Genomic DNA, 16,116 nt, shown 5'->3' with positions numbered 1-16,116 from the left:
CTATTTTTTGTATATGTCGCTTTGCTATTCTATTCTTCGGCGTATGCCAACACTACGTACGAGGAGGATATGCAAAAAATGAGGAAAAAAGTGAGCATAGTGATCATTGCTCTGTTGCTGGTCACGCAAATGATGCAGGGTTGGTTAGTTACACCCATAATGCATGCTCAGGATGAAATGAGTAATTTGCCAGCAAGTGCAATGAGTGATACAGCGTCAGAAGAAGGTTCCGCAGATTCGGGAGATATGGATAACGTTGACGTTGCTGCCACTTCGGAAGAAGAGGAGGAGGGTAACCTCAACCAGAGTAGTTTAGCCATAACAGCTGCAGGCCCAGTGATCACAGATCAATTGATTACTAGTGTGCAGATGTACAATCAAGTACCGGAAGACAATGGAAACGGCACAATTGAAATAAAAGGCGATAAGATCGAGGATATTCGTCCACGTATTCAGGATGAAGTGGCTGTAGTTTTTACATGGGGACTTGCAGATGACACTCATAACTATAGCGATGGCTCCACGTTCACCTTTAACATGCCGAATAAATTCATCATTGGATCACAGCTTAAGGGCAATCTGGATGGCGGTGTTGGGGAGTATGTGGTGAATACAGATGGCACAATCATCTTTACTTTTAATGAACTTATCGAGCAAGCGAAGCTGGAAGGCAACTTCTACGTGTGGCTCAAATTCGATGAGAGCAAGATGGATGATGGTTTGAAACAAAAAATTGACTTTGGCTCTGTAGGGCAAGACGTCATTGATGTGCACTTTGCTAATACAGCCACAGATAAATTAAAGAAATCGGGAACCGCAAACAAAAATAATTTCAACTCCGATGAAATTAAATGGACAGTAGATTTTAACCAAGGCGAGAAGGCCATGAAAAATGCTGTTCTTATAGATACGTTGCCAGCAGATCTGGAACTCAAGGGCAATATTGAAATTCGGGAATTGGAAGTCCAACTGAATGGAACTGTAAAGGAAGGTCCAGGGGTTCGAACAGAATCGCAATTTCCAATTCAATTGGGAGACACGGATAAGGCCTATCGTGTAACCTATACGACGAGTGTTAAAGCGCCGACCACTGCTCCGTTCACCAACGTGGAGTATCAAAATCAGGTTGCGCTTACTACGGATCAGAGTGAACATAACGAAACGGATATTGGCCTAGTTCGTGTGAGTTTTAATGAGCCTTTGAACAAGTCAGGGCAAGATAGTGCGTATGATCCCGTGACACAGACGATCACATGGAAAGTACAATATAACTATAATCAGCAAGAAATCATGCAAACGAATGCATGGATTGAAGACCGCTTTGATACGGCGAAACAGAAACTGATCAACAATTCCGTCAAAGTGTACCAAGTGGATATTAATGCGAGCGGAGCTGCTTCGAACAGAACGCTGATCAATCCGAATGAATACACACTTGAAGCGATGAATACAGGGTTCGACGACGGCTTCAGATTACAATTCAAGAACGATATTACAAAGGCCTATGAGATCGAATATGACACACAATCCATCGCCCGCGTCTACACGAATGATACCATTACGAACACAGTGAACATGTATGATGGTACTTCAAAAACAGGCCGGAAAGATATTCAGGAAGTCATTTTTGCGAAGAGTGTAAAAAGTGAAAACTTTAACACAAAAGAAATTGAATGGCAGTTGGTGTTGAACCGTGATTTGCAGGACATGACGGATATCATCATCACCGATCATTACGAAGGCAGACATATGAAACTCATTCCGGGCAGTCTTCAAGTGAGTGGTGTTAACCAAGACGACTTCGAACTGATTCCAGACCCGGCTGACCTAACGTATGAAAAAGGATTCTCACTTCGCTTGAAGGACGGCGTAACGCTCAGTACGGAGCATGTTATTACTTATAAGACAAGCTTCGATCCGACAGCAGGCATGCCAACGGATGATGAATATCGGAACTCAGCCAAGATCGATTGGGAAGAGTCTGATGTAAAACAGACTGCGATTACAAAATCTGCTGTGGTCAAACCGCAGGACTACACGATTCAAAATGGTAACAAGAAGGGTGAGTACAGCGCCAAAGATAAAACGATCACCTGGACAATTGATGTAAATTACAACTTGTTTGATATTCAGGATGCAATCCTCAAGGATGCTTACACTGGAGATCAATCTTTCGTAGAGGGCTCATTGAAGGTTCATGAGTTAGAATTACAGGGAGCCAATAATGTTACTGCTGTAGGTAGCGAGGTACCACTCACACCAGGTCAATTCCAGCTGAACCCGGACGGTAAAGGTTTTACGTTGGATCTGGGTAACATGGGCAAAATGGCTTATCGCATTCAGTACCAAACAAGTCTGGATGGACCATATTCTGTCGTAGGCGATTATGCCAACCAGGCTGTTCTGACGGACGGTGAGGGCGGTGCAATACGATTTAATAGATCAGCCAGTGTTACACCTGCCCACGGTGGTGTATACGTGCGCAAAACAGGGAAGCAAGAAGGTACAACGGATAAAGCATCATGGACGGTAAATATTAATCCAAGTCAATCTTATATTCCTGCGGGTACTCAATTAACAGATACCCTGTCGGAGAACCAAATTTTATTGGCTGATTCATTTAAATTATATGCAACCAATTTACCTGCCAACAATTCAGGCAATGTATCCACCAAAGCTGGACTTGTTGATCCGGCTGATTATGAATTGGATGTGGAGGGCAATACATTTACTTTCACCTTCAAGAAAGATATCCATACGGCATTCATTTTGGAATATCAGTCTTATATTAATGCCGATCATGGCGCCCGAATTGAGAATAAGGTTGAATTTGCAGGCCAATCTTCTTCGGTAATCGGGGAAGGTAATCAGTCGGGAATCAAAGTTTCCTTGGCTGAAGCTGGTGGAGGAGCCTCCACAGGTCTGGGCAAGATCAGAATTCACAAAGTCAGTGATACAGGAGTTCCGCTGGAGGGTGCAATTTTTGCAATCTATAATGCGTCTGGAACTACGCTTCTGGAAACATTGAAACCAACGGACGAGAATGGTGTGGTCGAAAGCTCCAGAAACTATCGATTAAACAATCTGACGAGCGGCTTGCCTTACAAATTGAAAGAATTATCTGCCCCGGCAGGATACTTAGTTGATCCGGAGTATGGCGCTGCTTCAGGCAAAACAATTGAATTCAAGGATGCGGATATCGCCTTTGAAATTGAAAATAAAAAGATTCGTCAAGGCTTTGAATTAACCAAGGTAGATGCGGTGGACTCCTCCAAGACACTTAAGGGTGCAACTTTTGAATTGTACTCCAAGGACGGCGCAGTGCGCGAGAAAATCGATGAGTTAACGACAGGAGAAGATGGGAAGATCGCCAAAGGAGGACTTTTGCCAGGGGATTATGAGTTGGTAGAAGTCGTGGCACCTGAGTTTTATCAATTGGATGCTACACCAATTCCGTTCACGATTGCAGAGAATCAGACGGAGATTATTACATTGACGAAGTCTAATGCAATGGGGACGGGTGGTAAACTTGTCGTTACCAAAGTAAATGCCAAGGATCAATCTGTATTAAGCGGAATTGAATTCGAACTGCGTGATCCTTCCAACATTGTCATCGATACGAAAGTAACCGATCTGAATGGGGTCATTGAATTCGACGGTTTGGACTATGCCACATATACATTGGTAGAGACGAAGGCAGAAGGTTTTGTTATTGAACAACCTGAGACGCTAGTATCCATTACCAAACCGGATACCCAACTAACCATTGAAAATAAAGAAAATGATCGTTCTGTAAAACTGATTAAGTTCAACGCAAGCAGAACCCAGTATCTGCAGGGAGCTGTATTTGAATTACGTGCTCAAACTGCATTGATGGACGCAAATGGGAATTGGGTGTTCCATAAGGTAACAGGTCTGGATGAAGCGACATTGACCACCAATCATCAAGGTGAAATTGTACTTGAAGACTTGGATATCAACAAATATCAGTTGGTTGAGATAAAAGCACCTAACGGATATATCTTGGACACAACACCAGTACCATTTGAAATTACGAATACACAAACCGAAGTTGTAATTGTGGAAAAAACAAATCAGGCTATGCCGATATCAGGTGGATCGAGTGGACCTTATAACCCGGGAACACCTAATACGGGTGTGACGCCGCCAGATCCGGATAAACCAACAAGACCGGAACCGGAAACACCAAGAACGTCTATCCCAGGCACTGTTGTTACTGAACCTACTGAACCTGAAGACGGAACCGAAATTCCAACAGATGAAGATAACGGTATAGCTCCTCCTCCACCTGGCGTTTCGAACGGTGATGACACTGCACCTCCAGCTGGGGATACAGAGACATCGGATGGGGATAGTGCACTAGCTCCTCCTGCTGGAACGGACACAGATGGTTCACAGGGCAATGAAAATTCGGCATCACAGCAAAACGGAAACTCTGGATCACAGGGAATGCTGCCACAAACAGGTGAAGAAAGCACACTGGCTTACACTATTGCGGGCATGATGCTGATGGCATTAGGTAGTGCAGGATACATGTACTTCCGCCGCAGACAACAGCTGCAACGCTAGATCGAAACACGCAGTATAGCAGGTTAATTGTGTTTAGATAAAAATACCCTCTAGCAATCACTACGAAGACTTAGAGTCAACGTGTGAATATGCCAGAGGGTATTTTTTTGGATGAACCTTAGAGAGGTTCAGGTCCGTTAACATTCGGATTCATTTCAATGGCTCTTACAATCAGTCGATGTGTGGGATTGATGAGTGGATCACAGGTAATCAAGGTGAGGACCTGTCCAAGTCCCGGGTCTTCCAGCACAGACAAGTCATTCGGCTCCACAACGGAGATCTGATCTACCCTGTATTGGATCATCGTTTGATCTGCCAGGGTGACTTTCATCGTATCCCCAATCTGGAGTTCTCCCAGACGATTGAACAGTCTTCCTTTTTTGTGGGCGCGATGAGCGGCTATGGCGGCATTACCTTTGTTCCCGATCCTAGTGGTTTCGACAAGATGGGTTGCGGCTACCTTCATGTTGTCTTCTGTTGCTCCCTCCAAAATGGGCAGGCGGACATCGATCTTGTCAATCGACAGAACTCCCAGAGTATCTGAATTGACTTCTTGCACTGCACTTGTACTATTCGTAGTCGGCTCGTTAGAAGCTACATCCTGTATACCTTGTTCAAAGGAGTGATTAAGCTTGGACAAGCCATTTTGCAACTGCTCCAGCTCGTTCATCACACGGGTTTGCTGCCAGTCATAATACGTTTCCCGCAGAAAAGGAAAACCGACGACCAGGATTCCCAGTAGAATGAGTAGGATAGAGATTTTTTTCAATATGCCTCAACTCCCGTTGTCCAAGAAAAATAATGTACCTTTCTATTTTACGTATGAATCTATACAAAATATGGACAGGAACGTAAGGACATACAGGAATGTTCAGATTGATAGCCGATTCCAAACAAAACATCCCCGTATGGCTACAGTAGGAAGACTGCAGCGCCACGGGGATGTTTTATTATATGGAGTAAGTTCGTAGGAACTGTATAAGTTGAACTAACCATTTACATGAGAATGTAGAGGACTAGTTCTGTCATCGAAATGGTAATTAAATTATTACCTCTTTAGTGCTTATCCGCTGGTGAATCCGTAGGTGTAAAATCACATTCCTGCAGCGGCACCACTTTGGTCTTCTTGATCCATTTGTAACCCAGCCATAACACCAGGAACAGCGGTACGCTCAGGTAAGCGACGATTGCTCCGCTCCAGTCGATCTGGTCACCCGTGAATGCCTGATAGTTCTGTCCAATAATCACGATAATACACAGAACAAAGGCAAAAATTGGCCCAAACGGGAACCAACGTGCACGATAAGGCAGATCGCTCAGAATCTCTGCCTTGTGCAACATATGCACGACGGAAGCGATAATGACTTATGGCAATCCCAAGCCAAGTGATAAATCCGCACATACCGGATGCATTCAGCAACCAGGTATACACAATACCATCGCCAAACAGGGAGGCAAGGAATGCTAACATACCAACAGCTGTCGTGAGCAAAAGTGCATTCATTGGAATGCCTTTTTTATTCAGCTTGCCCAGAAAACGAGGGGCTTTACCATCTCGGGCAAGGGCATAGAGAACCCGGCTTGAAGCATACATGCCTGAGTTACCGGCAGAGAGTACCGAGGTTAGAATAACAGCATTCATCACGGAAGCCGCAATGGCGAGTCCAGCTTTCTCAAAGACCAGCGTAAACGGGCTGACACCGATATTGTTCAAGTCACCCTTGAGCAGATTCGGATGAGTATAAGGGATGATCAGACTGATCACGGTAATCGCCAAAATGTAAAAGATCAGAATGCGCCAGAATACCTGACGAATTGCACGAGGTACATTTTCCCGTGGATTTTCGCTCTCACCAGCGGCTACACCGATAAGCTCTGTACCTTGGAATGAGAACCCCGCAGCCATGAACACACCAAGTACAGCGAAGAATCCGCCATGGATGGGTGCATCACCTATGGTGAAGTTACTGAAGCCCACTGCTTCTCCGCCCATAATACCGAAGATCATGAGCACACCAACGGCCAGGAAAATAATAACGGTAGCTACTTTGATAATGGCGAACCAGTATTCGGACTCTCCGTAGCCTTTGACGGACAGTATGTTCAAGGAAAAGATCAGCACGAGGAATAACAAGCTCCATAACATGGATGAACTGTCGGGGAACCAGTATTTAATGAGTACAGTAGCGGCAGCAAGCTCTGCTGCAATGGTCACAGCCCAGTTGTACCAGAAGTTCCAGCCCATGGCGAACCCAAGGGCTGGATCGACAAAACGTGCGGCATACGTATTAAATGAACCGGAATCCGGCATAAAGGTCGCAAGCTCACCAAGGCTGGTCATCAGGAAATAGACCATGATGCCAACGGCCGCATAGGCAATTAATGCTCCGCCGGGGCCAGCGGTTGAGATGGCGGTACCACTTGCGAGGAACAGCCCGGTACCAATGGAGCCACCGAGGGCGATCATCGTCATATGGCGTGCGCGCAATCCTTTTTTCAGGGAAGGTCCAGTTGTTGTTGGGTTACTGCGGTCTTGCATGGAAACACTCCTTCATTCGATTTACTGATGTTTGCGATACTTGACTTCATAAACAAAAAAGACCACAGGCATCAGCCTGCGGTCTCTATATCAATGTCCGCACCATGTCCCAGATGATTAAGATAGCTCAACACAGAAGAATTCATACCTTTATATAAAGGAAATGTACTTCCGTGACAGTTCTGCGCCTTTCGACAGCAGCCCCAGCCCACCAGACCGTATAAGGAACGTCCAGTGAGCTTCGGCGGGTGCACCTTTCGGCTGATATCATAAGCGGCTCCTTAGCGCCTCCATCAGCGTACTGATCGCACCCGCGACCTCTACCTCACCATCAATGGATGAGGTGTATCTATAGTTTATGAAATTATGATCAACACAACTTAACACGATGTGTCCTGTTTAGTAAACAGACAATCAGTATAACGCGCATGGTTTCCCAGTGCAATAACAATTGTTGGATGTGAGGTCTGAGGGACCACTATTCCTCTTTCTTGTTACGGCCAGCCATCTGCTGCCATACCGTTCCAGCAGCCTGTTCGCCCGATTCGATTCGTTCCAGAGCCATCTTGGCCTGTAGGCTGACTTCAAATTCAGGATCATCGGCTGCAACACGCAAGGCTTGCTCTGCTTCTTCTGTTCCGACCTCATATAGAAAACGTGCAGCACGCCAGCGTACAAGTTTACTTTTATCGGATAACGCTGCTGTCATGGCTGGAGTGGCGGCAGGATCACCAATATCCGACAACGTATCGCCGGCCGTACGGCGTACCGCAGGAGAACTGTCCTTGAGCGCTTCATACAGCAGTTCCATCGCTTCCGGTGTACGAATGTCACCCAGGTATACCACGGCCAAGCGGCGAATCTGCATTTTGTTGTCATGCAGGGCATGGGCTACGAGGGGCAGTCTTTCTGCCGTAGGTTCCATGCCGTCAAACGCCGCATACCGAACATTCCAGTCATCACTCCGCAGAGCCTCTTCAAGTTCGGCTCCATCCAATTCGCGACGGCGCTCAACGAACTCTTCTGATTTGGTGCCATGTTCAATGGCCTGTTGGATGACCTGCTCCAGTCGTTCCGGTGGGTAAGCGGCTTCGAGTTCCTGTTCGACTTCCCGTGCGATGTCCGGTAATTCGCCATATCGAACGCCATAATCACTCAGTTTGCGTTCTTTGATCATCGTCGCACTGGCGACTTCTGTCACGGCTTTGACAAAACGGTCCGACAACGAGATTCGTTCTTCCTTGACCCCGGCTTTGACCCTGATTTGCATGGGTACGCCTCGGAAGAACTGAACGAATACCTGTGCTTCTCCGAAGTGTTCGCCTGAGCTGTCTTCGGACTCGATCCAGTCCAGATCGATGCCTTGCTGTCCAAGGCGATTTTGAACTTCGCCTAGAATGACGGACCAGTCTGCATTTCCTTTACGATCAAGCGCCACAAAGTCTGTTGTGTGGAATACACTCTTTACGCCAGGAATATGAAGCATCTGGCGAATGAACGCCGGAGCGGATCGTTCGTTGTCCAGTGTATATGTTCTGCGAATTCCGTCCTCCAGACGTTCATCAAGATGCAACATCATCGTATTTGGACTTGGTGTGGGTTCAATGGAAATAATATTCATCGGTGTAACCTCCTAAGATACCAGATTCATCCTTAACTTCCCGTAAATTAAATCACACGGGTATTTCTCTATTTTACATCAATGTGTGGAATCTGCGAAATCCTCCGGAAGAGACCCAGTCGTGACTGACACAGGATGTGAAGAATTGCGAAAATTGTTAACACTTCTTTCATGTTCACGCACAAACATTTTTAAACGAAAATTGACACAATAAGAGGAAGAATCAACTGGAGGTCATACCTATGGAACCTATTACCGTGCTCTCGGATGGAAAACGTCGTATTGCATATGAGAATATTATTCAATTGTTCAGGAATTGGATTGCCGATGCACCATCCGGTTCTGTGATGGAAACGCACCGGGGAAGTTGGGAAAACTCCCGTTATTGTATTGTTGATTATCAGATTGCCGAAGAAGCGGTGTCAGCAGCCAATGCCATTCGGGCTTTTATGCCGCAGATTCCGTTACTGATCATTACGGATTTCAAATCGCTGATTCGGAAGCGACACCTGCAACTGATTACAGGTACAGGTGAGATAAAGATGATCCTCTGGAACGAGCAAGAACCGGATCAGCTCATCAAAGACATGGAGAAGTGGTGGCATTCCTCTGTATATCAATCACAAATAGCCATACATCCCATCTTATCCATGAGATAAGAGAGGGATATGGCCAAAGGTTTTTAACTTTAATGATTATGATCGAATTAGATCACATATTTATAGCCTGTTCCCCACACCGTTTTGATATAACGGGGGTTCTTGGGGTCAGGCTCAATTTTTTTACGCAGGCTTGAGATATGAACATCAATCGTTCGATCCAGGTAGGCGCGCTCTGAGCCTTTGATCCGATCCATCAGCTCATTGCGGGTGAACACTTTGCCCGGATTCCGGTACAATTCCTTCATAATTTCAAACTCAATATGAGTGACCTCGATTTCAACGCCGTCCACAAACAGGGTTCTTCTGTACTCATTTACATTCACATGTCCAGTAACCTCTGCCTGTTTGTCTTCTTTAGCCGGCTTATCCTGATAGGAAATGATAGATCTGCGCAGCAGGGCTTTAATTCTGGCGTCCAGCTCTTTAAGGCTGAATGGCTTGCACAGAAAGTCATCCGCACCATTATGTAAAGCGCGAAGTCGATCATTCAGCATCGTGCTTGCTGAGATCATTAGAATCGGCACAGTGGAGTGCTGGCGAAAGGCTTCTACAAGAGCATTCCCATCCGTTTCAGGAAGCATGAGGTCCGTTACAACAATGTCTGGCTCGAATTGTGGGAACAGTTGAAGTGCCTCGCGGGCATGATGAACCCGTTCCGTGATGTATCCTTCCTCCTCAAGAAAGAAAGCAATCATGTCAGCCAGATTTTTCTCATCTTCTATAAGAAGTACTTTGATCGTCATAGGGTCACACTCCTGGTGAAAATAATGTGTTAAGAAAATACTAAAAAAAAGCTGTGATTTGCTAAAAAATACTGCAAAATTTTTAATGTTTCTATCCCAGAATATAGGATGTATATGTAGATAGGGCGCAGTCTTTTTAGATGAACTTCAATATTTTAGCATGAATGCAGGTTGATTGCCGAGCGATCAGAATTTCCCAAAGCTACATCAAGTGTTAATTACAGTATAATGGATCAGAACGATGTTTTGGGGAAAAAAAGTAGATTGTATCCGCGCAAGTGTTTAGGAGGAACCAACGTTGTTGTTAAATACAGAACAAAAAATCAGCCGCGAGGGCAGTTACTTATGGATCGTATAAAGGCGATTCAACTGCTGGAGTGGACCGTGCTGAAGCTGAGGATACCCTGGTTTGGAACCAGCATTCTGATCATTCTTGGCTCACTAAGCACTATATTTCCACTTACTTTATTCTATGGTGTGCAGTTTATGGTTGGCAGTGCAGCGGCACTCATTGCTCTTCGTTTGCATGGGGCTATCTATGGATTGGTCACCCTTACAGTCATTCATCTGCTGAATACCATCGTTGTCGGCTTCGAGCCGCGTAATTTAACTGTCATGATTGCGCATCTCATTGAACTGATCTGGATGCTCGGTTGGCAGATCCGTTGGAAGAACGGCAGTCTAATCAAGGCTAATGCTGTCTTCTGGGTAGTGATGCTACTTCCCGTCATCTATTGCGGACATTATATATTGGGCCTGAATATAGAAGATTTGAAGTATGAGTATATGTATATTGCCGTGATTGGCATGGTGAATGCGCTAATCGCGGGAATTGTGGTGGATTTCTGGATTACAACGGGTGAACACAAATCAAAGCGCACAGGAACCATTCCACTCACAAGAATTGCATTTAAATACGTAGTTGCCTTCGTGGTATTTGTTTCTCTCCTATTGTTATCCGCAGATAGCCGCAGACAATTGAGTCATATGAATGATGCCATTATACGTGATATGAAACATGCGGCGAGTGCCGTTGTCCAGGATCTGGACGAACAGTATGTTACCTCGGAGAATATGGATCAGAATATGGCGCGGTATCATCATCTATTGGGTGTGAATGTGATTCTGCTGGATCGGAATGATACAGTCGTTGCTTCTGGTTTGAATACATTGCAGGCTGGCGAGTATCTGGACATGGATAGATACAGTCTCCTTAAGTCGAAAGATAACCTTATTCTGTTAAGCTCCGAGAATATTCATTACAGCGATGTATTGAATCACTGGAAACAGGTATCTTTCATCTATGAAGCGGAGATGACAGCTGTAACACCTTATCGGGTATTCATTGAGACCAGCTCGACCAAGTATTATCCCCGAATAGAATCGATCTACCTGTCCACGCTGCAATCCCTGTTCATTATCATCGTTGCTTCCATGATTGTGGCGGCTCCTCTCAGTAATAAGGTTGTTAGACCAATGTTAAGACTTACCAGAATGACAGGTTCTCTACCGAGACTGCTGTTTCGGAACGGGAAGATGATGGAGTGGCCAACGAGCCATGTAACCGAAGTGCAGATTCTTATTGGTAATTTGCGCAAAATGGCTGATGTGCTGCTGGAACAATTCGAACAGATTCGTCACGATAAGTTAACGCTGGAGGATCGGGTCATAGAACGGACCAAGGAACTCAAGAATAGTGAAGAAGTCAAACGTGCAATTATTGAATCGTCGATTGATGCGATTATCGCTGTGGACTCCAACGGAATCATCGTTGAGTTTAATCCGGAGGCCGAAAGAATGTTTGGTTTGCTCCGGGAAGAAGTGATCCTGCTGAAGGAAGCACCGTCTCTTTTTCAAGGGGCAAGCTGTAGGGAGATTAAGACATTGCTGGAGCGATTCGAATATGTTGAAGGTAAGAGGTACACGATCGTAGATGAAATTTCAGGTATTCGCCGGGATGGGACCGTCTTTCCGATAGAGTACAAAATTGTTGAAATTCAGCTCGGCAAGAATGAGACGTTATATAACCTGTTTATTAAGGATATTACGGAGCGAACAAGAGCAGAAGAAGATCGTGTACGTCATGCCCTTGCGCTGGAGAAGCTGAATTCGGAGTTGTTACATGAAAAGCTTGCCATCCAGGAACAGCGGGATATCAGTGAGCAATTTATAGAATCTGTTCGGGAAGGACTCGTCATGTCAGATCGTTCAGGCACGATAACCATCGTCAACCGAAGGATAGAAGAGATGTTTGGTCTGGGTAATTTCCTGGGTAGATCCATTGAAGATCTGGCACAGGCGATTGATACGATGGTATTGACGGATAACTTCAATCTGTTGGAACAGACGAAAGCGTTCCTGGATGGAGAAACGGCATTTATCGAGACTGAATTTATATTTAACAATGTGGAGAAAAGTTTATTTTCCTTGTATATGAAACAGATGGATGTCCCGGGTAAAAATCATGGCTTCCTGCTGGTCTTCCGTGACCGGACAGGAGAAGAGCGGCTGGATCGGATGAAGAATGAACTGATCAGCGTGGTGTCCCATGAGCTTCGAACACCTGTAGCCACTATTATGGGGTATCTGGAATTGATGATGATGTATGATCTTCCCGCATCACAACTGCAGGAGTTCATGCAGACCATCTCCTCAGAAGGCATGAGGCTGAGCAGTTTGCTGGATGATGTACTGGATATTCAGCGACTCGACAACGAAGGCATGACCTACCACATGACCTATGTACCGCTGATTGAATTGGTCGAAGGGGTTGCTGAGCAATGGAATATGAAGTCCGTTCAGCGTATCCATGTTCATACGTTTAATGGCGACTTCTTTGCTTACGCCGACCAGAACAGGATGGTTCAGGTTCTCCATAATCTGGTGGGCAATGCGGTCAAATACTCACCGGGTTCCGACCGAATTGATGTTACGTTATGGGAAGAAGGGCAATGGTTATGTATTGATGTACGAGACTACGGAATAGGCATTGCAGAGAAGGAGAAGGACTTGCTGTTCAACAAATTCTATCGTGTGGATAATTCGGATCATCGTCAGATCGGTGGAACAGGAATCGGATTGTACATTTCCCGCAAAATTATAGAGGATCATAACGGTACGCTAACCTTCATATCTGCACCGGACAAAGGAAGCACATTCAAGGTTCGACTGCCGAAACAGGACGTGCTGCTCTAAAACATACTGATTAGGTATGAAGAAAATGTATACACTTTGTTAAGAACGATGGATATGAGATCTATTCAATAGAGCCTTTACCTTTCGGCGCGAAAGCGTCATGAGAGGTAAAGGCTTTTTTTTGATTTTAATGTCCCGGATAAAAAAACCTATTTTTTTGCACACTGTATATAGAGCCATAATTTGCATCCCATGCAAAAGGAGGACGGCAGGTACTATGTTTCGTAAACAAGAGAAAACGCTCATTATCGTCTGTCTGGTCGTAGCTGTGGTTGTGTTGTATGCCGTTGTGAAAAGCATCATTCGGATCATGAGTTATTGAGCCAAACGTTCAAATAAGCTCGATCTGAGGTTGTACATAATGATTATGTGAAAGAGGAGTGTAACCATGTCATCTCTGGACCCTGTTCTGCTCAGCCGGATTTTGACCGGTATTACCCTGTTTGTGCACATTATTTTTGCCTCCATTGGTGTAGGTGTTCCGTTAATGATTGCCTTGGCTGAGTGGCGAGGGCTACGAACCAATGATATTCATTACACCTTGCTGGCACGCCGTTGGGCACGAGGTTTTGTCATCACGGTTGCCGTTGGCGTTGTTACAGGCACGTCGATCGGATTACAGCTTAGTTTGCTGTGGCCGATGTTTATGCGAGTCGCGGGTCAAGCGATAGCCTTGCCGCTGTTTATGGAGACGTTCGCTTTTTTTATCGAGGCGATCTTTCTTGGGATTTACCTCTACACGTGGGACCGTTTCAAAAAGAAATATACGCATATGCTGCTGTTGATTCCGGTAGCGATCGGCTCATCCGCCTCTGCGATTTTCATTACGACAGTCAATTCCTTTATGAACCAGCCGCAGGGATTCACTCTGATTAATGGCATCATGAAGGACATTCATCCGATTGCTGCGATGCTGAATCCGGCGACACCTACCAAGGTGTCACATGTACTCGCCTCATCGTACACCTTGAGTGCGGGTGTCCTGGCGGGCATAGCCGCCTTCAGTCTGCTTCGGGGGCGAGACCACGTTTATTACAAAAAAGCACTTAAACTCACGACGGTGTCTGCGCTCGTCTTTGCGATCAGTACCGTCATGATCGGAGACTCCTCCGGTAAATTTCTCGCGAAATATCAGCCGGAGAAGCTGGCTGCCGCAGAATGGCATTTCAAGACGATGAAGAAGGCACCGCTCATCTATGGCGGCATTTTGGATGAGAACAATGAAGTGAAATACGCCATTGAGATTCCTTATGCTCTTAGCATTTTGGCAGGTAATCGTCCAGATACGGAAGTGAAAGGTCTTGAAGAATATCCTGTGGATCTAAGGCCACCACTGTCTATTCACTATATGTTCGACCTGAAAGTCACAACCGGAGTGATCATTCTGATGATTCCTGTGTTATATGTGCTGCGTCGATGGTTGCCAGGGCGTAAGCCATATCCCAAATGGTTGCTGCTCGGTATTGTTTTCCTGGGGCCTCTCGCCATGATTGCAATCGAGCTGGGATGGATATTCGCAGAAGTCGGCAGGCAGCCTTGGATCTTACGTGGGTATATGAAGGTGTCGGAAGCGGCCACGACGTCTACATCGGTAGGTTGGATGCTAGTGTTGTTCATCTTGCTGTATCTAATCCTATGTTTCTCTTGCATTCGGGTACTCAGTAAGCTGTTCCGTAACAAGGAAGCAGAGAAGGAACTTGAGACGCTCGGACTTGAAGGAGGGATCGTGCATTGAGTTTCGAAATTGCAGGCATCGCGATATTGTGGACGTTCTTGTTCGGTTACCTGATCGTTGCTTCGATTGATTTCGGCGCTGGATTTTTCAGCTTTTACAGCATCTTGACCGGGCACGAGAACAAAATTCATAACATCATTCAGCGCTACCTGTCTCCTGTGTGGGAAGTGACGAATGTGTTCCTGATCTTTTTTGTGGTCGGACTGGTCGGATTTTATCCGGACAGCGCCTTTTACTACGGGACAGCCTTACTGGTTCCGGGTTCCTTGGCCATTGTACTGCTTGCGATCCGGGGCGTATATTACGCCTACAATACCTATGGCAATCATGGGAAGAACAGCCGAATCTACATGGCACTGTACGGAGCAACAGGATTGCTCATTCCGGCGGTGTTTTCCACCATTTTGGCCATATCCGAAGGTGGGATTATTGAGCAGGTGGGCGATCAGGTGTTCTTTCGCTGGCGTGAATTTTTGACGAATCCCTATACATGGTCGGTTGTATTGCTTGCACTGGTCAGTGTGCTCTATATCTCGGCGATGTTTCTGTCTTATTACGCCAAGCGGGCGGGGGACGAGCCCGCATTTGAGGTACTTCGAGAGTATGCGTTACTCTGGAGTTTGCCCACCATCTTTGCGAGTTTTCTGGCTTTTCTGCAGATTAACAAACAGAATCCCGCACACTTTGAGCAGATGTTGAATATCTCTTGGATGTTCATTGCTTCATTTATTTGTTTTGTCATTGCGGTGTCGCTGGTGTGGAAAAGCAAATATCTGGGGTGGTGCTTCATCGCTGTCATGCTTCAGTTTGCTTTTGCCTGGTATGGTTATGGGCGATCCCACCTTCCGTATATTCTGTATCCTTACATTAATATTTACGACAGCTTTACGAATCGTACGATGGGGATTGCATTGATTACAGCGTTTAGCCTGGGGCTGCTCGTGCTGATTCCTTCCCTTGTACTGATTATGAAGTTGTTCTTGTTTAATGCAAATTATGTGCGCGGTAATTCTGGTAAAAAGAAAGGATGA

At 45.7% G+C, this 16,116-nt stretch carries 8 protein-coding genes, 1 pseudogene and 1 riboswitch; of the genes and pseudogenes, 5 read left to right on the top strand and 4 right to left on the bottom strand.

The features are described from left to right. Window positions 1-78 precede the first annotated feature (78 nt). On the top strand, window positions 79-4,590 hold the full coding sequence (locus M1D71_RS25020; protein WP_458124115.1) for a collagen binding domain-containing protein: 4,512 nt from the start codon (window positions 79-81) through the stop codon (window positions 4,588-4,590). A gap of 118 nt (window positions 4,591-4,708) precedes the next feature. Here the strand turns inward: M1D71_RS25020 and M1D71_RS25015 are convergent, their stop codons facing one another. The 3 genes and pseudogenes from M1D71_RS25015 to M1D71_RS25005 all read right to left on the bottom strand — a co-directional run bounded on the left by M1D71_RS25015 (window position 4,709) and on the right by M1D71_RS25005 (window position 8,750). Then, window positions 4,709-5,359, bottom strand: coding sequence for a class D sortase (locus tag M1D71_RS25015; RefSeq protein ID WP_458124114.1), 651 nt, complete (start codon window positions 5,357-5,359; stop codon window positions 4,709-4,711). A 287-nt stretch (window positions 5,360-5,646) separates the two neighbouring features. Then, a pseudogene (locus M1D71_RS25010) lies at window positions 5,647-7,129 on the bottom strand (amino acid permease). A 115-nt stretch (window positions 7,130-7,244) separates the two neighbouring features. Beyond that, window positions 7,245-7,460, bottom strand: a riboswitch (Lysine riboswitch). Window positions 7,461-7,607: 147 nt separating this feature from the next. Then, complete coding sequence (locus tag M1D71_RS25005) at window positions 7,608-8,750, bottom strand: virulence factor (RefSeq protein WP_458124113.1); 1,143 nt, start codon at window positions 8,748-8,750, stop codon at window positions 7,608-7,610. Between the two features lie 242 nt (window positions 8,751-8,992). Between M1D71_RS25005 and M1D71_RS25000 the strand changes: the two genes are divergently transcribed. Continuing rightward, the gene (locus M1D71_RS25000) at window positions 8,993-9,409 is read left to right on the top strand and encodes a hypothetical protein (protein WP_458124112.1); all 417 of its coding nucleotides are present in this window, start codon (window positions 8,993-8,995) and stop codon (window positions 9,407-9,409) included. Window positions 9,410-9,456: 47 nt separating this feature from the next. On the opposite strand, the gene M1D71_RS24995 is transcribed toward M1D71_RS25000, so the two are convergent. After that, entirely contained in the window at window positions 9,457-10,155 is a 699-nt protein-coding gene (locus M1D71_RS24995; RefSeq protein WP_458124111.1) for a response regulator transcription factor, read from the bottom strand. A gap of 345 nt (window positions 10,156-10,500) precedes the next feature. On the opposite strand from M1D71_RS24995, the gene M1D71_RS24990 reads away from it, so the two are divergent. The 3 genes from M1D71_RS24990 (at window position 10,501) to M1D71_RS24980 (ending at window position 16,116) form a co-directional block, all read left to right on the top strand. Then, window positions 10,501-13,350 carry an ATP-binding protein gene (locus M1D71_RS24990; protein WP_458124110.1) on the top strand — a complete coding sequence of 950 codons (2,850 nt, stop codon included), beginning with the start codon at window positions 10,501-10,503 and terminating at the stop codon, window positions 13,348-13,350. Between the two features lie 388 nt (window positions 13,351-13,738). Beyond that, window positions 13,739-15,085 carry a cytochrome ubiquinol oxidase subunit I gene (locus tag M1D71_RS24985; RefSeq protein ID WP_458124109.1) on the top strand — a complete coding sequence of 449 codons (1,347 nt, stop codon included), beginning with the start codon at window positions 13,739-13,741 and terminating at the stop codon, window positions 15,083-15,085. Further along, the gene (locus M1D71_RS24980) at window positions 15,082-16,116 is read left to right on the top strand and encodes a cytochrome d ubiquinol oxidase subunit II (RefSeq protein ID WP_145325812.1); all 1,035 of its coding nucleotides are present in this window, start codon (window positions 15,082-15,084) and stop codon (window positions 16,114-16,116) included. Before M1D71_RS24985 ends, M1D71_RS24980 begins: the two co-directional genes overlap by 4 nt.

The sequence above is a fragment of the Paenibacillus sp. Z3-2 genome (genome assembly GCF_054161325.1).
Note: the sequence above shows the minus strand (reverse complement) of the source record. Positions and strands in the feature narration are given on the sequence as shown.